The sequence below is a fragment of the Streptomyces sp. NPDC008317 genome (assembly GCF_042955955.1).
In the GTDB taxonomy this organism is placed as follows: domain Bacteria; phylum Actinomycetota; class Actinomycetes; order Streptomycetales; family Streptomycetaceae; genus Actinacidiphila.
In genome coordinates, this window is the sequence record NZ_JBIBFQ010000008.1 from 318672 (window position 1) to 342022 (window position 23351).

The window sequence follows — 23351 nt, forward strand, 5'->3', positions numbered from 1 at the left end:
GGCGTCGGCACGGCGGGCGCGACCGGCGCCGACTTCGACGGCACCGGGACCAGCTTCCCCGCGGAACAGCTCCCGGCGCCGGGACCCGGCGTGCTCGGCGGGCGGGCCTACACCTTCCCCGACACCACCGGCGCCGCGGCCAACTTCGCCACCGCGCACGGCCAGAGCGTCGCTCTCGTGCGGCGCTCCTACTCCGCGCTCGACGTGCTGCTCACCGCGCACCACGGCGACGTCACCGGCGCCGCCACCGTGCACTACTCGGACGGCACGTCCGCGCCCGTCACCCTGACCGCGACCGACTGGGCGGCCGGCGCTCCCCGGCTCGGCGAGGACGCCGCGATCCACGCCGACTCCCGCTACGACAAGCAGGGCGCGCCCGACGGTGTCGGGGTCGACATCTGGCACATCGCGGTCCCGCTGGACAGCGCGAAGACCGCCGTCTCCCTCACCCTGCCCGACGACGCCCGGCTGGCGCTGTACGCGATCAGCGGACGTGACGCGTGACGAGCGACGCCCCTGAACCCGTATCCGAACCCGCACCCGTACCCACAGCGGCACCCGCACCCGTAACAGAACGTCCCGGAGCACGACCCGGAGCCGCAAGCAGAAAGGCAACACCCATGAGACGTGGCCCACTTCGCCGCACCCTCACCAGAACATTGCTGGCAGGCGCGGTATCGATGACCCTGACCGTGCCCGCGTCCGCCGTGGCGCACGCGGACGCGGACGCGGCCAAGTCGGGCGGCGCCCCCGCCTTCACCACCTCCTTCGAGTCCGGCGACACGCAGCCCACGTGGAGCAGCACCGCCGAGACCGACGCCAAGGGCAACCCCCTGGTCTCCGGCGTGACCGCGGGCACCCTCCCGGTGCTGGCCGGCAGTGTCAAGGACAAGATCGCCGAGGTCACGGCCAGTTCGGACAATCCGCCGAACGAGGTCGCGAAGAACGCGGCCGACGAGGACGCCAACACCAAGTGGCTCACCTTCGCGAACACCGGCTGGCTCCAGTACAAGCTGTCCGAGGACGTGACGGTCAAGAAGTACGCGCTGACGTCCGCGAACGACTCGCCCGAGCGCGACCCGAAGGACTTCACCCTCCAGGGCTCCGACGACGGCAGCACCTGGACGACGGTGGACACCCGTAGCGGCGTGAAGTTCAGCGGCCGGTACAAGTCCAACATCTACGACGTCGCCGACCCCGCGCCGCACCGCTACTACCGGCTGAACGTCTCGGCCAACAACAGCGGCGACATCGTGCAGCTCGCGGACCTCATCCTGTCCGACGGCTCCCCGGCGCCGACGCCCGTCGCGGGCATGACCACCGAGATCGGCAAGGGCCCCGCCTCCGGGCCCAATGTGAAGCCGAGCGTCGGCTTCAGCGGCCTGAAGGCGCTCCAGTACTCGGGCACCCACACGAAGTCCGGCGCCGTGCACGCCTATAACAAGCTCTACGACGTGCGCATCCCGGTCAGCCGCAACACCCAGCTCTCGTACGACATATTCCCCGAGCTGACCGGCGGCGACCTGAAGTACCCGAGCACGTACGCCTCCATAGACCTGCACTTCACCGACGGCACGTACCTGAGCAAGCTGCGGACCCCGGCGCTCGACGAGTACGGCACCCCGCTCAGCCCGCAGGGCCAGGGCGCGGGCAAGATCCTCTACGCCTCGCAGTGGAACGCCGTGGTCTCCGCGATCGGCAAGGTCGCCGCGGGCAAGACGATCGACCGGGTCCTGCTCGGCTACGACGACCCGGCCGGCAGCTCCGAGGCGGGCGCGTCCACCCAGTTCAAGGGGTGGATCGACGACCTGACGATCGGCGCCGCCCCGGCGCCCACCGCCAAGAGCTACGCCGAGCACGTCGACACCCGGCGCGGCACCAACGCCTCCGGCTCCTTCTCGCGCGGCAACAACCTGCCGCTGACCGCGGTCCCGAACGGCTTCAACTTCTTCACGCCGGTCACCGACGCGGGTTCGACGAGCTGGGAGTACAGCTACGCGGCCCAGAACAACGCCGACAACCTGCCGACGCTCCAGGCGCTCGGCATCAGCCACGAGCCCAGCCCGTGGATGGGCGACCGCGACACCTTCCAGGTGATGCCGTCCGCGGTGTCCGGCACCCCGGACCTGAACCGGAGCAAGCGGGCGCTGGCCTTCGACCACAAGGACGAGGTCGCGCAGCCGCACTACTACGGCGTCACGTTCAAGAACGGCGTGAAGGCCGAGATAGCACCGACCGACCACTCCGCCGTCTACCGCTTCACCTTCCCCGGTGACAACGGCGACCTGCTCTTCGACAACGTGAACAACAACGGCGGCCTGACCTTCGACGCCGCCAAGGGCACCCTGGACGGCTTCTCGGACGTCAACATCGGCGGCGGCGAGGCCGCGACGCGGATGTTCGTGCACGCCGAGTTCGACCGGACCCCCGGCACGGCCACCAAGGTCACCGGACAGGGCCGCGACAACGTCACCGGCTACGCGCAGTTCGACACGTCCAAGAGCAAGACCGTGACGATGCGCCTGGCCACCTCGTTCATCAGCGCCGACCAGGCGAAGAAGAACCTGGACCTGGAGATCCCGCAGGGCACGTCCTTCGACAGCGTCAAGAAGAGCGCCGAGCGGCTGTGGAACGCCAAGCTGGGCAAGGTCGAGGTCCAGGGCGCCAGCGACGACCAGCTCACCACGCTGTACTCGAACCTGTACCGGATGAACCTGTACCCCAACTCCGGTTCCGAGAACACCGGTACGGCCAAGAAGCCGGTGTACAAGTACGCCAGCCCGTTCTCCAAGGCCACCGGCAGCAACACGCCCACCGAGACCGGCGCGAAGATCGTGGACGGCAAGGTCTACGTCAACAACGGCTTCTGGGACACCTATCGCACCGAGTGGCCCGCCTACTCGCTGCTGGAGTCGAAGACCGCGGGTGAACTCGCCGACGGCTTCGTGCAGCAGTACAAGGACGGCGGCTGGATCTCGCGCTGGTCCTCGCCGGGCTACGCCGACCTGATGACCGGCACCAGCTCCGACGTCGCCTTCGCGGACGCCTTCGCCAAGGGCGTGGAGAACTTCGACGCCAAGGCCGCCTACGAGGCCGCGGTCAAGAACGCCACCGTCTTCCCGACCGCGGGCGGTGTCGGCCGCAAGGGCCTGGACACCTCGGTGTTCACCGGGTACACCAACACCTCGGTCGACGGCAGCGTCTCGTGGTCGCTGGACGGCTACATCAACGACTACGGCATCGCCACCATGGCCGCCAAGCTCGCCAAGGACCCGCACACCTCCAAGGCCGACCGGCAGCGCTACCAGGAGGAGTCCGCGTACTTCCTGGGCCGCGCGCAGAACTACACCAACCTGTTCAACACCGGTGTCGGTTTCTTCGAGGGCCGCAAGGCCGACGGCTCGTGGCGCGTCCCGGACGCCCAGTACGACCCGCAGCAGTGGGGCAACGAGTACACCGAGACCAACGCCTGGAACTACGCCTTCACGGTGCCGCAGGACCCGAACGGCCTCGCCGCGCTCTACGGCGGCCAGAAGGGCCTGGAGAAGAAGCTCGACGCGTTCTTCAACACCCAGGAGACCGCCGACGGTGACGCGGGCGGCTACGGCGGCACCATCCACGAGATGCTGGAGGCCCGCGACGTCCGGATGGGTGAACTCGGCCTGAGCAACCAGCCGTCGTTCGCCATCCCGTACATGTACGACTACGCGGGCGACCCGGCCAAGACCCAGGCCGTCGTGCGCGAGGCCACCCGGCGGCTGTTCACGGGCAGCTCGATCGGCCAGGGCTTCCCCGGTGACGAGGACAACGGCGCCACCGCCACCTGGCAGATCTTCAGCGCGCTGGGCTTCTACCCGCTTCAGGTCGGCAGCGACAACTACGTGATCGGCTCCCCGCTGTTCACCAAGGCGACGGTCCACCTGGACAACGGCAAGAGCATCGTCGTCAACGCGCCGAACAACAGCGGCAGCAACATCTACGTGCAGTCGCTGAAGGTCAACGGCAAGGCGTGGAACAAGGTGTACCTGACGCAGAGCCAGCTCTCGTCCGGTGCGCGCCTGGACTTCACCATGGGCTCCAAGCCGTCCAAGTGGGGCACGGGCAAGAACGCGCTGCCCGCGTCGCTGACCCCGGCGGGCAAGGCGCCGCAGCCGCTGGCGGACCTGACAGGGCCCGACCTCGGCACCGCGACGTCCGCTGACGGCACTGATGTCGCCGCGCTCTTCGACAACACCTCGAAGACCGGGGTGACCTTCCCCGCCGCCGACCCGACGGTGCAGTACGCCTTCACCGGGAGCTCGGCGAAGAAGCAGGCCGGTTTCTACACCCTGACCTCCGGCAGCACCGCGGCACAGGACCCGAAGAGCTGGCAGCTCCAGGGCACCACCGACGGCAAGCACTGGAGCACGCTGGACTCCAGGAGCGGCGAGAGCTTCGACAGCCGCCTCCAGACCCGGCCGTTCCAGATAGCCCACCCCGGCGCGTACTCCACGTACCGCCTGGTGGTGACCGCCAACAACGGTGCCGCGTCCACGACGCTGACCGAGGTGGAACTGCTGGCACAGCAGGGGCAGGGAGGCCACGGGCACTGACCCGCAGGTCCGTACGACCCGTGTGAGACCGGGGGCCGCGACACCATGTCGCGGCCCCCGGCCGCGTCCCCGGCCCCGGTTCTTCGGCGCCCGCATCAGGGATGTCCCGGTGGGGCTGCCCCCACCCCCGTTCGGGCGCGGGCCGCAGTGACCCGGAACCCCGCGGCGCGGGAGGGTCGTTGAAGGCGCCGCGGTCGCGGCGACCTGACCGGAGAGCGGGAGACGGGGAGTCGGACCGATGACGGATTTCACGCGGTGCACACGACGGACGATGTTGCGCGGGGGCGCGGCGGCGGCGATCGGCGGGGCGGTCGCCCTGAGCGGCGCGGGCGTCGCCGAGGCCCGCTCGGACGGGCGGCGGACCGGGACCGGCGCCGCGCGCCGCGGCACCGTGCCCTACCCCTTCCTCAAGGGCGCGTTCGCACCGGCCACCGAGGAGGTCACCGCCTTCGACCTGCCGGTGATCGGCCGCGTCCCGGACGCACTCGACGGCCGCTATCTGCGCAACGGCCCCAATGTGCTGGGCCTGGAGGACCCGCGGACCCACCACTGGATGCTCGGCCAGGGCATGGTGCACGGCGTACGCCTCAGGGACGGCCGCGCCGAGTGGTACCGCAACCGGTGGGTGAGGTCGGCGGGCGTCGCCGCGCAACTGGGGGAGCCCTACCACGGCCCCGTGCCCGACGACGACTTCGCCAACAACACGCACGTGATCCCGTACAAGGGCAAGCTCCTCGCGGTCCAGGAGAGCGGCCCGGCGCCGTACGAACTCGACGAGGAGCTGAACACCGTCCGCCCGTACGACTTCGGCGGCACGCTCAGCGGGGCGTTCACCGCGCACACCAAGTACGACGAGCGGGCGGACGAACTGCACGCGATCACGTACTACCCGACCTGGGACCACGTACGGCACCTGGTGATCGACCACACGGGGAAGGTCGTACGGACCACGAGGATTCCGGTCGCGGACAGCCCGATGATGCACGACTTCGCGCTCACCGAGCGGTATGTGATCATCTTCGACACCCCGGTGACCTTCGACGCGGCGGCGGCCGAGGCGGGCGCGATCGTGCCGTACGTCTGGAACGACAAGCACCCGGCGCGGGTCGGGGTGATGCCGCGCCGGGGCGGCCGGGTCCGCTGGTTCGAGGCCGACCCCGGCTCGTACTACTCGCACACGCTCAACGCCTACGACGACGGGCACTCGGTGGTCGTCGACTTCATCACCTTCCCCGCGCCGTTCTTCGCGGCGGGCCGCGGCACCCTCGGCGACGGCCCCTCGGCGCTCGGCACCCCCCGGCTCGACCGGCTGACGATCGACCTGGAGCGCGGCCGGGCCCGCCCGCGGCGGATCGACGACCGCCCGCAGGAGTTCCCCCGCATCCGCGAGAGCCTGGTCTCGCGCCGCCACCGCTACGGTTACGCCGCCACGGCCGCCGCGATGTGGACGGCGTACGAGACGCTGGACGGCGTGCCGCCCGACACCCACTTCGGCAACGCGCTCATCAAGCACGACCTGCTGCGCGGCACCACCCAGACGCACCGCTTCCCGAAGGACGCGGCCGTCAGCGAGCCGGTCTTCGTCCCCGCGCACGAGCACGCCAAGGCCGAGGACGACGGTTACGTCCTGTCCTACGTCCACAACCCCGACCGGGGCGCGGCCGACCTCGTCATCCTGTCCGCCCAGGACTTCACGGCCGCCCCGCTGGCCAGGATCCACCTCCCGGCCACCATTCCGCTCGGCCTGCACGGGAGCTGGGTGCCGACGGTCTGACGGGGGAGAGCGGCGACGGTCTGACGGGCGAGACCGGCGCGCGGTCCGGCCCGGCACTGTCACAACAACTCTTTCGAAACAACTGTTGTGGGTTTAGGGTGCTGGGCATGACCGACGACTCCCCGCCCGCGCCGACCCCGTCCCCGTCGGTGCCCTCCGCGCCGGGACCCGCGGCGGACGTACGGCTCGACACCGCCGCGCTGCGCCTGCTCGCGCACCCCTTGCGGATCAATGTGCTGACGATGCTGCGCCAGCGCGGGCCGTCCACCGCGACCCGCGTCGCCGACGAACTGGGCATCAACCCCGGCTCCGCCAGCTACCACTTGCGGCGGCTCGCCCTCGGCGGGCTCATCGTGGAGGAGCCGGGGCGAGGCACCGGGCGCGAGCGGTGGTGGCGGGCCGCGCACCGCCAGTCGCAGCACGACCCGGCGGGCGGCCCGCCGGAGGAACGCGAGGCGGGCCGCCCGTACGCGCACGCCGTCGCCCTCGCCGGGGCCGACCGGCTGCGCAGGGCCGCCGACGAGATCCCGCTGCTCCCGCGCGAATGGCTCGACGTCAGCGCGTACGCCGACTTCGTCCTGCGGCTCACGCCCGAGCGGGCCGGTCGCGTGAAGGCGGAGATCTTCGAGGTCTTCGCCCGCCACCGGCAGGAGGCGGAGCGGGCGGAGCAGGCGGAGCGGCCCGCGGAAGGCGAGGTGCCGGTCGCCTTCCAGTTCCAGGTCTTCCCCGTGCCGGGCGCGGTCGCGCCGTCGGCCGCGCGGCCGGACGCGGGTGGCGTATGAGCGGACAGGAAGCGGCGGGGACGGCGGGCACGGCGGAGGCGACAGAGACGGCGGGGCGGGCGGGCACGGCGGGCACGGCGGGCACGGCTGAGCGTGTGGAGAGGGCGGCGGACCCGGTCGCGCCGCCCGCCTACCGCGACGCGAACGTGCTGCGCTGGCTGACCGCGTACACCGCGTCCGTCACCGGCGACCTGCTGTACTTCCTCGCCCTGACCTGGGCGGCCACCCGCGTGGCAGGACCCTCCCAGGTCGGCCTGGTGATCGCGGCGGGCGCCCTGCCGCGGGCCGTGCTGATGCTCGGCGGGGGAGCGGTCGCCGACCGCTTCGGCCCCCGCAAGATCGCCGTCGCCAGCGACGCCACCCGCTGCGCGGTGATCCTCGCCGCCGCCCTGATGCTCGTCGCGACCACGCCGGGCCTGTGGCTGCTGGTCCCCGTGGCGCTGGTCTTCGGCGTCGTGGACGCGGTGTTCATGCCCGCCGTCGGCGCGCTCCCGCCGCGCATCACCACCCACGATCAGCTCGCGCGGGTCAACGGGATGCGCGGACTGTCCATCCGGCTGAGCAACGCCGTCGGCCCGCTGCTCGCGGGCGTCGTCCTCGCCGCCGGGGGCGCGGCGGGCGCCTTCACCGCCGCAGGCGTCCTGTTCGCCGCCTCGCTGGCTCTGCTGCTGACGGTGCGGACGGCGGAACCCGTCGCCGTACGGGAGAGCGAACGCCCTTCCCTGCTGCGGGAGTCCGCCGAAGGGCTGCGGTACATACGGCGGCACGCGCTGCTCGGCCCGCTGGTCGTGGTGGTCGGCCTCAGCGAGATGTGCTTCAGCGGACCGGTCGCCGCCGGTCTCGTCCTGCTCGCCGACGAGCGCGGCTGGGGCGCCTCCGGCATGGGATGGGTGGCGAGCGCCTTCAGCGTCGGCGCGGCGGGCGCCGCCATGCTGCTCACCGTCGGGTCGGGACCGCCTCGCGCGGGACTGGTGATGTTCTGCGCCCTGCTCCTCACCGCGGCGGGCACCGCGGCTCTCGGCTATGCCCCCACGCTGGCGTCCGCCGTCGTGCTCGGCGCGGTCGTCGGCGTCGGCAGCGGCCTCACCTCGACGCTCACCGGCGCCCTCGTCCAGACCGTCACCGAACCCCGCTACCTCGGCCGCGTCACCGCCGTCACCACCCTGTGCGCCCTCGGGCTCGCCCCCGTCCTCTTCCCGGCGGTCGGCCTCACCGTCGCCGCCTGGGGCTCCGGGGTTCTCTTCGCGGCCTTCGCCGCCGTCTGTCTTCTGGCCGCGGTCGTCGCCCTCGCCTCCACGACGCTGCGCCGCGTCGGCCTCGGGACCCCGCACGGGGTGTGATCCAACTCGCTTGTGGCGTATGCCCCCGGCCCCCGATACTGGCCGTACACGGAGCGGCACGTACAGCAGCACGCGGAGCTGTGCGCGCACGCGCAGAAGAGTACGCATACCGCACGGGCGGGTACGCGCGTGTCCCGCGCCGAGCGGGAACTGCCGCGTCGGCACCCGCGTCTTGTCCTCCAGCGGCCGGACGCACGGGCGCGCCCGCGGTGGGGTGGGGAAGCGCGACGGGCGGTGATCCCGTCCGCGCAGGAGCAGGGGGGAATTCGCCATGACCTGGGACCAGCGGGACGGAGCGGACGCCAGCGGTACGCCGGGCGGCGGCGGGAGACCGGACGGCGCCGACGCGCCGGGCGTTGACGGCACACCAGGCGCGGGCAGTACGCCGAGCGCCGGCGACACGCCGAGCGGCAGCGGCACACCGGGGAGCGGCGGCGCGCCGGAGGGCTTCGGGCCCCCGCCGCCGCCCGCGCCACCGGCCTGGCTGCCGCGGCAGCCCGCCGCGCCGCCCGGCATCCCGTCCGGATATCCGTCCGGCTACGCGCCCGGGTTCCCGGCCGGCCCGCCCGCACCACCGGCGCCGCCGCCCGCCCCGGCGAACGCGCTGCGGGCCGTCGCCGTCGGCCTGCTCAATCTCAGCGGCCTCGGCATCGGTTACGCGCTGACCCGCCGCTGGTTGGCCACGGCGGCCTGCCTGGTCGCGACCGGCGTCCTGCTCTTCGTCGCGCTGCCCGCGACGGCGGACGGCGTGTCCGGCGGCGTCGTCGTCGCCTACGCCGTCTTCCTCGTCCTCGCGGCCGCGCACGGCGCCTATCGCGGCCTGCGCACCCCGCTGTCCTGGCCGCCGCGGACGCCCGTCGCGATCGTGCTCGGCCTCGTGCTGCTCGCCGCGCCCGTCGGCGGCGTCGTCTACTACGACGGCGCGCGCGACGAGGCCACCCAGAAGATGCTGCTCGACCGGCTCGACACCGCCGACCAGCTCGTCCAGGCGGCCAAGAGCAAGCCGTTCGACGAGGCGCGCACCGACTACACCACGGCGCTGGCCGCGTACCGCGACCTCAGCGACCACCACGGCGGCTCCCGCGCCGCCAAGCGCGTACCCGACCGGCTGACCACGTACTACACGGCGGTCGGCACGCCCTACGAGCAGAAGAGGTACTGCGACGCCATCGAGCCGCTGAAGTACCTGCGGACCGTGCCCGAGCACTTCGACAAGAAGGCCCTCGGCACGCTGACCGGATGGCCGGACGACCGGCTCGCGACCTCGCTGTACGCGTGCGGTACGGCCGACCTGGCCGACGCGAGCGGCGCGGAGGCGAAGGACGGGTACCTGAGCGACCTGCTCTCCACGTACCCCAAGTCGCCGCAGGCCGCGAAGGTCGAGCCCGCATTCAAGTCGACCATCGACGCGGCGGCCAGGGACCTGAACGGCGGCGACCCGTGCGCGGCCACCGACAAGGTGCGCGCCCTCGGCGTGCGCGCGGGCAACCTCAAGGGCGGGGACGCGGGCGTGGCCGCGGCCTTCGACAAGGACGCCCGCCGGGCCGACACCTATGTGCAGTCGGGCAGTTACACCTGCGCCGTCCACGAGTACAAGGGCGGCGACTTCAGCAGCGCGCTGGACAAGATCCGCGACTTCGTGAAGAAGTACCCGCGCGACAAGAACACCGCGTACGCCAAGAAGCTCGCCATCGCCGCCGAGGTCGCCGTGACGGTGCCCGCCGCGGGCAAGCGCATGCCGACCGAGGACTCCGGCGGCAGCATCTCCGTGACGGTCAGCAACGACAGCCCCGACCAGGTCGAGGTGCTGTTCACCGGACCGGTGACCGGCAGCTTCACGCTCAAGGGCTGCGGCGCCTGCAAGACGTACTCCAGCCAGGCGTCGGCGCAGACCTCGGCGTGCAACAACAGCGGCAGGAACTACCCGAAGAAGACGCTGAATCTGCCGGTCGGCACCACGTACTTCCTGCACAAGTCGACCAGTTCCGGCGACTCCGCGACGCCCGGCAGCGACACGGTCAAGCTCCGCAGCGGCTACATCTACACGGAGTGCGCCTATGTGGTGCGCGATTCGGCGCTGAGTTTCTGAGGCGCCCGGTTTCCGAGGCGCGGGCTTCCGAGGCGCGGGCTTCAGAGGCGCGAGCTTCCGAGACCTGAGCTTCCGAGACCTGAGCTTCCGAGGCGCGGGTTTCCGAACTAGAAGGCCGTGGGCGGTTGACGGCCCGCTACCCGCGCGGACACGGTGGGGCCCGGACGACCGGGCCCCGCCGTCGTCACTCCGCGATGCCGCGCGTCAGCAGCACGACGGTCACGAAGGTGCGGTAGAGCCGCACCGGATCCTCGTCGGTCATCCGTACTGTCACCGCGTCCGCCGGGTCCCGCTCGACGCCCGTGACCCAGGTCGCCATCTCCGCCAGGTCCGGATTGCGCATCCGCACCGTCAGCGTCGCGGGCAGCGCGATGTCCGGCAGGGCCGCCGACGGCAGCCCCTCGACCGCCCTGCGGGCGGCGTCCCGGATCACCTCGCGCGCCTCCTCCGGGTGCAGGCTGTCGGCCGCGAACCGCGACACCGACGACTTCACGACCGCGCCCACCGCGCCGGGACAGAACGGCTCCAGTTCGGCGGCCGTCGTCGCGTCCCCGGTGACCAGCAGCACCGGCACCCCGTGCCCGAGCGCGACCAGCGCGTTGATCCCGCTCTCGCCCGCGACGACCCCGTTGAGCCGCACCTCGCTGATCGCCGCCGGGTTGTACGTGTGCGACAGCGTGGCCCGCTCGCCCGACATCGAGCCGTGGTACGAGACGAAGAAGACCCCGTCGTATGAGGAGTCCAGGCCCTGCATCATGTACAGCGGCTTGTGGCGGCCGGACAGATAGCGGGCCCGCCCGGCCAGCTCGTCCGGGCGCAGATTGGCCATCGTGGAGTGCGAGTCGTTGACCAGGAACGCGTTCGCGCCGCCCGCTTCCGCGCCCTCGATCGAGGCGTTGACCTCCGCTTGGAGCAGCGTGCGGTAGTACGCGTACTCGGGCTGCCCAGGACGGCACTGCGACCAGTCGACGACGCCCGCCGTGCCCTCCATGTCGGAGGAGACGAAGATCTTCACAGCACGGTCCGGGGGCGGAATTCGGGCTCGGTCGACGCGTCGGTCATCAACGCGTAGACGCTGCCCTCCTGTCCGGCCGCGCCGCCGTGCCTGCCGTCGGGGGTCAGGGCCAGCGCGCGCAGCTCGGAGCGGAACTCGTCCGGCAGGGTGGCCGCGTCGGCGAGCGCGTCCCGGCACGCGTCGGACGGATCGAGCCCCGCCGCCAGCAGGTCGACGATCGTACGGGCCGTGCCGCCGCGCATGCTCAGCTCGCCGCGGCCGGTGCAGGCGGCGCCACCGGAGCGCAGATCGCACCAGTTGCCCGCGCCGGGCAGCGCGGAGTCGCCGACCCTGCCGGGGTACTTGTACGGATAGCCGGAGGTCGAGACCCCGACGCACATCTCGCCCGACGCGTCCAGCGCGATGATGTTGATCGTGCCCCAGGGGCCGTCGTGCGGGGCCAGCCGGCGGATCAGGGCGAGCGCGCTCTCCCGGTAGCGGGCGTCGCCGTCGGTCGCCGCGGTGTTCTCACCCTCCACCGACTCCTGGGAGTCGGCGACCTGCTTGCGCCACTGCTCGCGCGAGGCGTCCGTCAGCAGGTCCGCGGTGTCGAAGCCGCACTCCCGCGCGAACAGCGCGGCGCCCTCGCCGACCAGCAGGCTGTGCTGCGGCAGTCTCTCCAGCACCGCACGGGCCACCGAGATCGGGTTCGGGTACCCCTTGAGCGCGCCCACCGCGCCGAACTGCCGCCCGGAGCCCAGCATCAGGGAGGCGTCCAGCTCCACCACGCCCTGCGCGTTGGGCAGTCCCGCGGTGCCCACGTAATGGTCCGCCGGATTGTCCTCGCAGCGGCGCATCGCGGCCTCGACCGCGTCCAGCGCCGAGCCGCCGCGCCGCAGCACGTCCATCCCGGTCGGCAGTCCGACCTCGCTGCGCTCACTGCCGATGATCACCGCTTCGGGCATGTTCCTCCTGTCCGGTGCCTGACCGGCCGGAGCCCCCCGTCGTATGGGGGTTCCCGCCGCTTCGCCCGTCCGACCTGCGTATACGCGCCCGCGTCTACGCAGCGCCGGACGTCTGCGCAGTCTGGCACCAGCCGCCCGCGCCGCGGTACCCGGCCTCGCCGGGACCGGTGAAGGGACCTTGGGCGGGCCCGGGTCCCACGCTCCGCCCGCGCTCCGACCGGGACCGCGCCGGTCGCTCCGACCAGGACCGCGCCGGGACCGCGCCGAGACCGCCGTACGCCGTGAAAAACCATGCGGGGCCCGCCGCGCACCGGGGGGAGACTGTGCCGCGTGGACACGATGACGCGCTTCGGCCTGGCGGTGGTGGAGTGGGCCGCGGGCGGTACGGGAGCCGCGGCGGCCGAGGCGGCGGCGCGCGAGCTGGCCGCGGCCACGCACGTGAGGACCGCGGTGCTGGTCGAGGGGACCAGCGACCAGGCGGCGGTCGAGGCGCTCGCGGTCCGGCGCGGCCGGGACCTGGCCGCCGAGGGAACGGTCGTCGTGCCGCTCGGCGGCGCCATGAGCATCGGACGCTTCCTGAGCCTCGTCGGCCCCGAGGGGCTCGACCTGGCGCTGGCGGGCCTGTGCGACGAGGCGGAGGAGGGTTACTTCCTGCGCGCCCTGGACCGCGCGGGCGTCGGCTCGCCCCGCGACCGTCCGCAGATGGAGGCGCTCGGCTTCCACGTCTGCGTCGCGGACCTGGAGGAGGAGCTGATCCGGTCCCTGGGCACCGACGCGGTACGGGAGGTCGCGGCCGAACTGGGCGAGGCGCGCTCCTTCCGGATCTTCCAGAAGCAGCCCGCGCAGCGCGAGCGCCCGGTCGACCGCCAGCTCCGGCGCTTCATCGGCACCCACAGCGGACGCAAGTCGCAGTACGCGCACGCGCTGGTCGACGCGCTGGAGCCGCACCAGGTCCCGCGCCCGCTGGACAGGCTGCTCGCGCACATCTGACCGCGCACCGCCCCTGCGGACAGAGCGACGCATACGGTGACGGATTCGTCGCGTCCGCACGCCCTCCGCGCCCGCGCCCCTCGACAACCAATGTTGTCATGATGTCGATCTCCTCCCTAGGATGCGGAGCATGCCGATCCCCGTGACGGCCACCGAACCAGGCGGCCGGGAGCAGTCCGCGGCCGTCCCCGCCCCTCCCGCCGAGGCCGCGGGACCCGGTCGAGCCGCTGAGCCCACCGCTTCCGTCGAGCGGGCCATGACCGGCCTGACCGACGCCGCCGTACGCGACCTCGTCGGTGAACTGGCCGCGCGATTCGACGAGTTGGCGCCGGGCGACACGTCGTGGGGGCAGCACCCCGAGCCCGCCGCCGCGCCGCTGAACCGGCTGCGCGTGCTGGCCCATCTCATGCGTGCCGTCGACCGGTGCGCGGCGCAGGAGGCCGCGGCCGCGGTCCGGCTCGGCGCGAACTACCCGCGGCTCGGCCAGGCGTGGGGCATCACCCGGCAGGGCGCCCGGCGGCGCTGGCCAGGACTCGTCTTCACCTCGAATCCCCCCTCGAGGCCCCTCATGATCAGGAGCGACCCGATGAACGCCCTCACCCCGCGCCGCACATACAGCGTCCTGCTGGTCGAGGACGACCCCGCGGACGCCCTGCTCATCGAGGACGCGCTGTCCGAGGGCGGCATGACCCGGCAGCTCTCGCACGTCGGCGACGGCATCGAGGCGCTGGAGTACCTGCGCGACCCGGAGCACGAGCGCCCCGACCTGATCGTGCTCGACCTCAACATGCCGCGCATGAACGGCCGCGAATTCCTCGCCGTCCTGCGGGACGACGACGAATTGGGCTCCATTCCGCTGGTCGTGCTGACCACCTCGGCGGCGCCGGACGACATCGCCGACGCCTACCAGAAGCACGCCAACGCGTATGTGACGAAGCCGGTCAATCTGGACGATTTCCTTGAGGCCGTGCAGCGCATCGACGCCTTCTTCCTGGAGACCTCCGCCACGCTGCCCGCGCCCGGCGAATAACCGCTCGGACCCGTCCCGCACCCCCGCATAGGGTGCGGGAATGGCCGACACTTTCTCCCCACCCACCCCGGGGGACATCCGAAGCCCTGTCCGCTTCCTGCTGTGGCTGGTCAGAAACCAGCCCGGCCGGGTCGCGGCCGGGGCGACCCTCGGCACCGTGTGGATGCTCGGCCTGGCCGTACCGCCCTATCTGCTCTCCCGCGCCGTCGACGACGGTCTCCGACCGCGCGACCACACCGCGCTGTTCGGCTGGGCCGCGGCGATGTTCGGCGTCGGGGTGCTCAACGCGTTCATCGGCATCGCCCGGCACCGCACCATGACCAAGGTGCGGATGGACGCCTCCTTCCGCGTCGTACGCGCCACCGTCCGGCGGGCCACGGAACTGGGCGCCACGCTGCCGCACCGGATGAGCGCGGGCGAGGTGGTGGCGATCGGGATGGCCGATGTCATGGTGATCGCCCAGTCGTTGACCGTCACCGGGCCCGGAATCGGCGCGGCCGTCTCGTATCTGGCGGTCGCCGCCGTGCTGCTGTCCATCTCGCCGCTGCTCGCCCTCGTGGTGCTGGCCGGTGTGCCGATGGTCGCCGTCACCGTCGGCCCGCTGCAACGCCGCCTCCAGCGGGTCGGCACCGGCTACCGCGACGAGCAGGGCGAACTGACCGCGCTGCTGGTCGACGTGGCGACCGGGCTGCCCGTGCTCAACGGCCTCGGCGGCAAGGACGTCTACGCGGCCCGCTACCGCCGCCGCTCGCAGGCGCTGCGCGACCAGGGCTACCGGGTCGGCTCCGTCACCAGTTGGGTCGGCGCGCTCGCCGTCGGGCTGCCCGCCCTCTTCCTCGCCCTGGTCACCTGGCTCGCCGCGCGCATGGCGGCCGACGGCTCGCTCGCCATCGGCGAGCTGGTCGCGGTGTACGGCTACGCGGCCATGCTCGTCGTCCCGGTCTTCTTCTTCATCGAGGGCGGCAACGACGTGGCCCGCGCGCTGGTCGCCGCCCGCCGCGTGACCGGCTTCCTCGCCCTGACGCCGGAACAGTCCGACGGCGCGCACCCGGTGGCCGCCCCGCCGTCGCCCGCCGCGCTGCGCGACCCGCTCTCCGGCGTCGTCGTCCGCCCCGGCGTCCTCACCGCGCTCGCCTCCGCCCGCCCCGCCGACACCGCCGCCGTCGTGGAACGCCTCGGCCGCTTCGCCGCCTCCGACGCCGAGTGGGGCGCCCTGCGGCTCGACACCGTCGCGCTGCGCGAGACACGCGAGCGCGTCCTGGTCGCCGACAACGATGCCGCGCTCTTCAGCGGCACCGTCCGCGAGGCCGTCTCGGGCCGCGCCGACCCGGACGACGCCACCGTGCGCGCCGCGATCCGCACGGCCGCGGCCACCGACATCGTGGACGCGCTGCCCGCGGGCCTCGACTCCTCCCTCAGCGCGGGCGGCCGCAATCTCTCCGGCGGCCAGCGCCAGCGGCTCCGGCTGGCCCGCGCGGTCTGCGCCGACCCCGAAGTGCTGCTGGCCGTCGAACCCACCTCCGCGGTGGACACCCACACCGAGGCCGCGATGGCCACCGGGCTGCGCGCCGCGCGCACCGGCCGGACGACGGTGGTCACCACCACCTCGCCGCTGGTGCTCGACCGGGCCGACGAGGTCGTCTACCTCGTCGAAGGGCGCGCGGTCGCGGTCGGCCCGCACCACGAACTCCTGCACACCGAGCCCGGCTACCGCGCGCTGGTCTCGCGCGGCGCACAGGAAGAGGCGATCCGATGACCGCGCCGAGCGACCCGCCCGCGGCGGACACCGAGCCGTCCCGGCGGGACGGCGTCCCCGTGCCGCGCCCTGCCGCCGGTACCAAAGTCCTGACCGCGCCGGGGGAGCCGCCCGCCGGGCAGGCGCCCGCCGCCCTGTCCGCCGCGCTCCCCGTCGCCGACCAGGAGCGGGTGCGGCGCGCCGCCGTCGGCGAGCTCGCCGCCGACAAGCGCGCGTTCTCCGCGGTCCTCGGCCTCAACGCGCTGGCCGCCGCGGCCGGCCTCGTCAGCCCGTGGCTGCTGGGCCGGATCGTGGACACGGTCAGGGGCTCGACCGGCCACGCCGCGGTGTCCACCGTGGACCGGCTGGCGGTGGCCATCGTGGTCGCCACGGTCGTCCAGACCGTGCTGTCGCGGTACGCGCTCAACCTCGCGGCCCAGTTCGGCGAGCGCGCCGCCGCGAGGATCCGCGAGCGCTTCGTGGACCGTACGCTCGCGCTGCCCGCCGCCGTCGTGGAACACGCGCCGACCGGCGACCTCGCGGCGCGCGGCACCACGGACATCGACGTCGTGGCGACGACGCTGCGCAGCGACGTGCCGACCGTGCTGATCGCCACCATGCAGGCGCTGTTCATCATCGTCGCCGTGCTCGCGCTCGACCCGCTGCTCGGCCTGTGCGGGCTGTCCTGCCTGCTGGTGATCGCGGTCGCCACCCGCTGGTACCTGCGCCGCGCGCGGACCGCGTACCTCGCCGAGGGCGCGGCCAACTCCGTACTCGCCGAAGTCCTCGCCGCGACCGCGGGCGGCGCCCGTACCGTCGAGGCCCTCGGCCTCCAGGAGCGGCGGATCGCCACGGCGGAGGCGGCCATCGCCGGCGCCGGACGCGCCCGCCTCGGCACCCTGTGGCTGCGCTCGGTGTACTTCCCGAGCGTCGACATCTCGTACGCGCTGCCCGTCCTCGGCGTGCTGCTCGTCGGCGGCGCGCTGTACGACCACGGCGGTGTCTCGCTCGGCACGGTCGTGGCCTCCGCGGTCTACCTGCGGCAGCTCGTCGGGCCGCTGGACACGATCTTGATGCGGGTCGAGCTGTTGCAGAGCAGCGGCGCCTCGTACGCGCGGGTCGAGGGCCTGGACATGCTGCCGCGTACGCGCACCGACGCCGACGCGGTGCCGGCCGACGACCGGATCGAGGTCAGCGGCGTCCGCTACTCCTACGACCACGTCGGCGACATCCTGCACGGCGTGGACCTCGACGTGCGGCCGGGGGAGCGGCTGGCCGTCGTCGGTCCCTCGGGCGCGGGGAAGTCGACGCTCGGCAGGCTGCTGGCCGGGATCGACCGGCCGCGGGCGGGCTCGGTCACCGTGGGCGGGGTGCCGGTCGCCGACCTGCCGCCGGACCGCCTGCGCCGCCAGATCGTGCTGGTCACCCAGGACCACCACGTCTTCCGCGACACGCTGCGCGACAATCTGCTGATCGCCCGGCCCGCCGCCACCGACCAGGAGCTGCGCGCCGCGCTGGACGCGGTCGACACCGGCTGGGCCGACGACCTGCCCGACGGCCTCGACACCCGCCTGGGCGGCGACGGCCGCCACCTGGACGGCGCCAGGGCGCAGCAGCTCTCGCTGGCCCGGGTGATCCTCGCCGACCCGCACACGGTGATCCTGGACGAGGCCACCGCCCTGCTGGACCCGGCCACCGCCCGCAGCACGGAACGCGCGCTGGCGACCGTGCTGGAGGGCCGCACCGTCATCGCCATCGCCCACCGGCTCCAGACCGCCCACGACGCGGACCGCGTCGCCGTCATGGAGGCCGGGGTCGTCACCGAGCTGGGCACCCACGACGAGCTGGTCACGGCCGGCGGCGGCTACGCGGCGCTGTGGCACTCCTGGCACGGCGAGTAGCCCGCCGTCACCGGCGGGCGACTCGGGGGCGGTGTCACCAGCGCACCGGCAGCCGCTCGGGACCCCGGATGAGCAGGCCGCCGCGCCATTGGAGCCCGGCCGGGTCCGCGTCGAGCGCCAGGGCGGGGAAGCGGTCCAGCAGGCCGCGCAGCGCGATCCTGGCCTCCAGGCGGGCCAGCGGCGCGCCCAGGCAGTAGTGGATGCCGTGCCCGAAGGCGATGTGGCCCCGGGCGTCGCGGCGGATGTCGAAGCGGTCGGGGTCGGGGAAGCGCGCGGGGTCGCGGTCGGCGTCGGCGAGCGCGACCAGCACCAGGCGCCCGTCACCGGGGATCACCGTGCCGCCCACCTCGACCGGAGCGGTCGAGAAGCGGTAGGTGGGCGTCTCCACCGGGCCGTCGTAGCGCAGGATCTCCTCGACCGCGCCCTCCATCAGACCCTCCGGGTCGGCGCGCAGCGCGGCGAGCTGCTCGGGGTGGGTGAGCAGGGCCAGGACCCCGTTGGAGATCAGGTTGACCGTGGTCTCGTGGCCCGCGACCAGCAGCACCCAGGCCATGCCCAGCAGCTCCTCGGCGTTGAGCCGGTCGCCGTCCTCGTCCGCGGTGTGGATCAGGGCGCTCATCAGATCGTCGCCCGGCCGCTCGCGCTTGTCGGCGACCAGGCGGACGAGGAAGTCGTTCATCGCGTCCGCCGCGTCCGCCCTGGCCCGCGCCGACGAGGTGGACAGCGCGATGTTCGACCAGGTCCTGAACTGCTCGCGGTCCATGAAGGGCACGCCGAGCAGATCGCAGATGACCGAGATCGGCAGCGGGAAGGCCAGCGACTCCACCAGGTCGCCGCGGCGCGAGGGCTCCTTCGCCATCGCGTCCAGCATGCCGTCCGCGAGCGCCTGGACCCGCGGCGCCATCGCGTCCACCCGGCGGGGGGTGAACTCCCGCGCCACCAGCTTGCGCAGCCTGCTGTGCACCGGCGGATCGGTACTGAGCATGGACAGGCCGGACGCCACCGTCCGCACGCCCAGTTCGGGCGCCGCGTTGGACCACACCTTCGACAGCCGGGCGTCGTTGAGGAGCGCGCGGCCCGCCTCGTACCCGACGACCAGCCACGCCTCGTGGCCCTCGGGGATCACCACCCGGTGGACCGGCCCCCGCGCGCGCAGCTCCGCGTAGACCGGATACGGGTCGCGTCTGAACTCCTCGCCGAGCGCGCCGAGATCGACGACGGCGTCCGTGGTCATACGTGTCCTCCCCGGGGGACAGCGGCCGGGAGTCCGGCCGGAGGCTGGGCAGCGTGCCGAGGGGACGTTACGGCGTCACGGGCCGTCGCACCGCGTGTTCGGGGCTTCCCGCCGGGAGATCGGCGCGATCCCGCCCCTGGCCCCGGCGCGCGCCTCATCCGTATCCCGCGTATTCTCCCGCCCCACCGCTGTCCAGGATCACCGGATACGTCTGTGACGTAGGCTTTTGTCATGGGCTCGGGCTGCGGGACAGCGCCGTGCCGAACCGAAAGTGGGCCGGAATGGACGTCGTGTACGCAGGGGGGCCGCGCGTATCCGGCCGCCTGCTCGCTCGCGTCGCGCGTGTCGTGCCCTCCGCCGTGCTGGTCGGAGCGGGCTCCGCCATCGTCGGCACCGCCCCCGACGGTCACTTCGGGCTGGCCCTGGCGGTCGTGCCCTTCCTGGCCGCCGCGGTGCACTCGGTCACCGTCACCGCCGTCCTCGGCGCCCTCACCGTCGCGATGTACGCCTCGCTGCGGCACTGGCTGACCGAGGGCACCGACCTGTGGCTGGTCAAGCTGGCGTTCCTCGCCGCCTCCGCCGTGGTCGCCGTCCTGATCAGCCAGGCCAGGGTCAGGGCGCAGCAGCTCACCCGCAGCCGCGACATCGCCCTGGGGCTCCAGCAGGGTCTGCTGCCGCACAAGGTGCCGCGCAACAGCGCCGTGGACGCCAGCTACCGCTACGTGCCCGCCGACACCGCGGCGGGCGTCGGCGGCGACTGGTTCGACGTGATCCCGCTGTCCGGCACCCGGGTCGCGCTCGTCATGGGGGACGTGGTGGGCCACGGCATCCACGCGGCGGCGATGATGGGGCGGCTGCGTACCGCCGTGCACACCCTCGCCGACCTCGACCTCGCGCCCGACGAACTGCTCTCCCGCATGGACGACCTGGCGGTACGCCTCGCCGACGACGACGCGGACCGCGAGCTGGGCGCCACCTGCCTGTACATGGTCTACGACCCCATCTCGCGGCAGTGCACGGTGGCCAGCGCGGGCCACACCCCGCCCGCGTTCGTCCACCCGGACGGCCGGGTGGAATTCCAGCGGCTCGCGGAGAATCCGCCGCTCGGCGTCGGCGGCACGCCCTTCGAGAGCAGCACCCTCACCCTCGACGAGGGCACGGTCGTGGCGCTCTACACCGACGGCCTGCTCGACCTGCGCCACCAGGGCACCGACGCGGCCGTCGCCGCCCTCGCGCGGGCCCTGCTGCCCGCCACCGACAGCCTCGACGCGCTGTGCGACCGCGTCTGGTCGGGGCTGCCCGCGGAACACGACGACGACGTGGCGCTGCTGCTGGCCCGCACCAGGACCCTGGACGGCGCGAACGTCGCGAGCTGGGAGTACCCCGCGCTCCCGGAGAGCGTCCCGGCCGCCCGCGCCGCGGTCATGGCCCGGCTGGAGGAGTGGGGCCTGTCCGACCACGCCTTCGCCACCGAACTGGTGGTCAGCGAACTGCTCACCAACGCCGTCACCCACGCCCGCGGCCCGGTCTCGCTCCGGCTGATCAGGGATGCGGGGCTCATCTGCGAGGTCTCCGACGGCAGCGACACCTCGCCGCACATGCGGCACGCCCAACTCCTGGACGAGGGCGGGCGCGGCCTCTACCTCATCGGGCAGCTCGCCGACCGCTGGGGGACGCGCTACAGCGAGGACGGCAAGACGATCTGGGTCGAGCAGCACGTCCCGGCCCTGAGCGGGGCCTGAACGGGCAGCGCCCCCCGTCGGCCGGAGCCGACGGGAGGCGCTGCGATCTCACGAACCGGTGCGGTCTACCAGCTCGTCAGACCGGCACCGTAGGGGTAGAGCGGATTCCCGTACGTCGTCGGCACCGTCTGACCGGCGTCGATCTTCGCCCGGATGTCGGCCCGCTCGGCCGCGGTGGCGCCGAGGTCGTAGGGCAGGTCCCACGCCTCGTTGGCGTCCGCCTGATTGTCGCCGCCACCGGGCTTGAGCACCTGGTCGAGGCTTCTGGGCAGCTGCCAGGGCAGCTTGCCGCGCGGGGTGTAGTCGCCGAAGAGCAGGCCGGCCGTCGCCGGTCCGACCTCCTCACCGCCGCGGTAAGTCACCACGATGGCGTCGGCCAGGTTGTTCCAGTCGCTCATGACGATGGGTCGGGGCAGGGTCAGCACGACCACCACCGGAATTCCCTGGTTCTTGAAATTCTGGATGATGGCGAGCTGGTCCGCCGGGAGATACGGCTGGGTGTCGGGCCACGAGGTGGCGTGGGTGTACGACGGTTCGCCGACCGCCACGACCGCGAGCTTCGGGGCCGGTCCGGTGTCCTGGTAGACGTTGACACCGGCCGTCGCCGCTCTCGCCTTGATCGCGTCGAGCACGGTCAGCGAGCCGTAGTCCGGGTGGAAGTAGCTGGACCAGATGCAGCATGCGGCGCCGTCGGTCGCCCGCGGACCCGCGACCACGATGTTGTCACCGGAGTTGAGCCTGATCGGCAGCACACCGTTGTTCTTCAGCAGCGTGTTGGACTCCCGCGACGCCTGGTTGGCCAGCGCCGTGTAGCTCGGCTGGTGGAAGCGGTACGGGCCGTTGACCGGGTCGCCGTACGGGTGGTCGAAGATGCCCAGCTCGAACTTGAGCTTCAGGATGCGCGTGACCGCGTCGTTGATCCGGGCCAGCGGCACGCTGTTCTCGAAGCTCGCCATGGTGAAGTCGGCAGCGCCCGGGTCGGCGCCGCCCATCACGTCGGAGCCCGCGTTGGCCGCGTTGATCCAGGCCGTCGACGGCAGCCAGTCCGTGGTGATCAGACCGGTGTAGCCGAGATTCTGCCGCAGGTAGGTGAGGATCTTCGCGCTGTCGCCCGCGCCGGGACCGCCCGGGTCGAGATACGAACTGCCCGCGTAGCCGGGCATGATGTTGACCGCGCCCGCCTCCATCGCGGCCTTGAACGGGATCATGTGGTACTTGATCGTGACCCCGTCGTAGACGATGCCGGCCTCGCCGCCCGCGCCCTCACCGGGCCAGTGCTTGACGGTGGCGAGCACCGAGCCGGGGTTCAGCTCCGGGCCGCCCTGCAAACCGGCCACCAGCGCCCGCAGTTGGGCCGCCGCCACGTCGGCGTTCTCGCCGCCGCCCTCCTGGATCCGCGGGTACAGAACCTTCGTGCCGACCTCGGCCAGCGGGGACAGCGTGCCGCGCGCGCCGACCTCCAGCTCCTCCTTGCGCTGCATGTCGCCGAGCTTGTAGTCGAGCGGATAGTCCTTGCCCGCCGCCAGGGTGCTCTGCAACGGATACGTGGTCTGGTAACCGGCGGTGGTGTCACCGGCCGAGACCGGCGGGATGCCCAGCCGGGTGGCCGCCGTGGACTTCAGGACGTTGTCCAGGTCGGCGGGTTGCGCCGGTCCGAAGTGCCAGCCGGACATCGGGTACGACTGGACGTTGTAGAACATCTGGAACGCCTTCTCCTCCAGCGTCATCCGCCCGAGGAGATCACCGACCCGCGTGTCGACCGGCAGCCGCCAGTCCTCGTACGGCTCGATGGAGCCGTCCTTGTTGAGGTCCCGCGCGCCGTTGATGATGCTGATGCCGTCGGCCGCCTGCTTGACGTCGGGCAGATAGACGCTGAACGTGCGGATGTTGGACGTGGTCTTCGCGCCCGAACCGCTGACCGAGACGACGAACCACTTGTACGTCCAGCGGTCGGTGATGTCCCAACTCGGCGTGTAGGAGGTGCCGGTGGGCTCGGCGACCTTGGTGTAGAGGTCGAGCAGATTGCCCGACGCGGTGAAGTCGTAGTCGGTGCGGCTGATGTTGAGCCACACCTCGTAGTGCGCGGCGCCGCCGACGGCCGCCCAGCTCAGCGCGGGACGCCGGGTGTTGGTGACCATGGCCTTGTCGGCCGGTGCGGACAGCGCGAACTGGTTGAGCGTGGC

The 23351-nt window shown here is 72.7% G+C and carries 14 protein-coding genes; 10 read left to right on the top strand and 4 right to left on the bottom strand.

The window, feature by feature from the left end; translation table 11 throughout:
• The first annotated feature begins 680 nt into the window (after positions 1-680).
• From ACFY9V_RS26000 to ACFY9V_RS26020, 5 genes are all read left to right on the top strand, one after another.
• Positions 681-4592, top strand: a complete 3912-nt coding sequence (locus ACFY9V_RS26000) for a GH92 family glycosyl hydrolase (RefSeq protein WP_391163157.1) — start codon at positions 681-683, stop codon at positions 4590-4592.
• A gap of 271 nt (positions 4593-4863) precedes the next feature.
• A complete protein-coding gene (locus ACFY9V_RS26005; RefSeq protein ID WP_391163159.1) occupies positions 4864-6366 on the top strand; it encodes a carotenoid oxygenase family protein in 1503 nt (500 codons plus the stop codon).
• Between the two features lie 107 nt (positions 6367-6473).
• A complete protein-coding gene (locus tag ACFY9V_RS26010; protein WP_391163160.1) occupies positions 6474-7148 on the top strand; it encodes a helix-turn-helix domain-containing protein in 675 nt (224 codons plus the stop codon).
• Positions 7145-8488, top strand: coding sequence for an MFS transporter (locus tag ACFY9V_RS26015; RefSeq protein WP_391163162.1), 1344 nt, complete (start codon positions 7145-7147; stop codon positions 8486-8488). The genes ACFY9V_RS26010 and ACFY9V_RS26015 overlap by 4 nt, the downstream gene beginning before the upstream one ends.
• Before the next feature lie 271 nt (positions 8489-8759).
• On the top strand, positions 8760-10577 hold the full coding sequence (locus tag ACFY9V_RS26020; RefSeq protein WP_391163164.1) for a hypothetical protein: 1818 nt from the start codon (positions 8760-8762) through the stop codon (positions 10575-10577).
• Between the two features lie 184 nt (positions 10578-10761).
• On the opposite strand, the gene ACFY9V_RS26025 is transcribed toward ACFY9V_RS26020, so the two are convergent.
• Positions 10762-11592: a M55 family metallopeptidase gene (locus ACFY9V_RS26025; protein WP_391163165.1), complete on the bottom strand. Its 831-nt coding sequence runs from the start codon at positions 11590-11592 to the stop codon at positions 10762-10764.
• A complete protein-coding gene (locus ACFY9V_RS26030) occupies positions 11589-12536 on the bottom strand; it encodes an isoaspartyl peptidase/L-asparaginase (protein ID WP_391045845.1) in 948 nt (315 codons plus the stop codon). Before ACFY9V_RS26030 ends, ACFY9V_RS26025 begins: the two co-directional genes overlap by 4 nt.
• Positions 12537-12866: 330 nt before the next feature.
• Between ACFY9V_RS26030 and ACFY9V_RS26035 the strand changes: the two genes are divergently transcribed.
• The 4 genes from ACFY9V_RS26035 to ACFY9V_RS26050 all read left to right on the top strand — a co-directional run bounded on the left by ACFY9V_RS26035 (position 12867) and on the right by ACFY9V_RS26050 (position 18192).
• On the top strand, positions 12867-13526 hold the full coding sequence (locus ACFY9V_RS26035; RefSeq protein ID WP_391045843.1) for a TOPRIM nucleotidyl transferase/hydrolase domain-containing protein: 660 nt from the start codon (positions 12867-12869) through the stop codon (positions 13524-13526).
• A gap of 130 nt (positions 13527-13656) precedes the next feature.
• Positions 13657-14556 (top strand): response regulator, encoded by a 900-nt coding sequence (locus tag ACFY9V_RS26040; RefSeq protein ID WP_355341680.1) that lies wholly within the window; start codon positions 13657-13659, stop codon positions 14554-14556.
• 40 nt (positions 14557-14596) lie between these two features.
• Positions 14597-16312 carry an ABC transporter transmembrane domain-containing protein gene (locus tag ACFY9V_RS26045; protein WP_391163166.1) on the top strand — a complete coding sequence of 572 codons (1716 nt, stop codon included), beginning with the start codon at positions 14597-14599 and terminating at the stop codon, positions 16310-16312.
• The gene (locus ACFY9V_RS26050) at positions 16309-18192 is read left to right on the top strand and encodes an ABC transporter transmembrane domain-containing protein (RefSeq protein ID WP_391163168.1); all 1884 of its coding nucleotides are present in this window, start codon (positions 16309-16311) and stop codon (positions 18190-18192) included. The genes ACFY9V_RS26045 and ACFY9V_RS26050 overlap by 4 nt, the downstream gene beginning before the upstream one ends.
• Before the next feature lie 34 nt (positions 18193-18226).
• Here the strand turns inward: ACFY9V_RS26050 and ACFY9V_RS26055 are convergent, their stop codons facing one another.
• On the bottom strand, positions 18227-19426 hold the full coding sequence (locus ACFY9V_RS26055; protein WP_391163170.1) for a cytochrome P450: 1200 nt from the start codon (positions 19424-19426) through the stop codon (positions 18227-18229).
• 281 nt (positions 19427-19707) lie between these two features.
• Here ACFY9V_RS26055 and ACFY9V_RS26060 point away from each other — a divergent pair, with 281 nt between their 5' ends.
• Positions 19708-21168: a SpoIIE family protein phosphatase gene (locus tag ACFY9V_RS26060; RefSeq protein WP_391163172.1), complete on the top strand. Its 1461-nt coding sequence runs from the start codon at positions 19708-19710 to the stop codon at positions 21166-21168.
• A 65-nt stretch (positions 21169-21233) separates the two neighbouring features.
• On the opposite strand, the gene ACFY9V_RS26065 is transcribed toward ACFY9V_RS26060, so the two are convergent.
• A complete protein-coding gene (locus tag ACFY9V_RS26065; RefSeq protein WP_391163270.1) occupies positions 21234-23306 on the bottom strand; it encodes a glycoside hydrolase family 3 C-terminal domain-containing protein in 2073 nt (690 codons plus the stop codon).
• Positions 23307-23351 lie beyond the last annotated feature (45 nt).

Excerpts from the sequence above, each read along its gene's own strand:
- ACFY9V_RS26000 (WP_391163157.1), top strand. The coding sequence starts at position 681 with ATGACCCTGACCGTGCCCGCGTCCGCCGTGGCGCACGCGGACGCGGAC.
- ACFY9V_RS26005 (WP_391163159.1), top strand. The coding sequence starts at position 4,864 with ATGTTGCGCGGGGGCGCGGCGGCGGCGATCGGCGGGGCGGTCGCCCTG.
- ACFY9V_RS26010 (WP_391163160.1), top strand. The coding sequence starts at position 6,474 with ATGACCGACGACTCCCCGCCCGCGCCGACCCCGTCCCCGTCGGTGCCC.
- ACFY9V_RS26015 (WP_391163162.1), top strand. The coding sequence starts at position 7,145 with ATGAGCGGACAGGAAGCGGCGGGGACGGCGGGCACGGCGGAGGCGACA.
- ACFY9V_RS26020 (WP_391163164.1), top strand. The coding sequence starts at position 8,760 with ATGACCTGGGACCAGCGGGACGGAGCGGACGCCAGCGGTACGCCGGGC.
- ACFY9V_RS26030 (WP_391045845.1), bottom strand. The coding sequence starts at position 12,536 with ATGCCCGAAGCGGTGATCATCGGCAGTGAGCGCAGCGAGGTCGGACTG.
- ACFY9V_RS26040 (WP_355341680.1), top strand. The coding sequence starts at position 13,657 with ATGCCGATCCCCGTGACGGCCACCGAACCAGGCGGCCGGGAGCAGTCC.
- ACFY9V_RS26045 (WP_391163166.1), top strand. The coding sequence starts at position 14,597 with ATGGCCGACACTTTCTCCCCACCCACCCCGGGGGACATCCGAAGCCCT.
- ACFY9V_RS26050 (WP_391163168.1), top strand. The coding sequence starts at position 16,309 with ATGACCGCGCCGAGCGACCCGCCCGCGGCGGACACCGAGCCGTCCCGG.
- ACFY9V_RS26055 (WP_391163170.1), bottom strand. The coding sequence starts at position 19,426 with ATGACCACGGACGCCGTCGTCGATCTCGGCGCGCTCGGCGAGGAGTTC.
- ACFY9V_RS26060 (WP_391163172.1), top strand. The coding sequence starts at position 19,708 with ATGGACGTCGTGTACGCAGGGGGGCCGCGCGTATCCGGCCGCCTGCTC.
- ACFY9V_RS26065 (WP_391163270.1), bottom strand. The coding sequence starts at position 23,306 with ATGGTCACCAACACCCGGCGTCCCGCGCTGAGCTGGGCGGCCGTCGGC.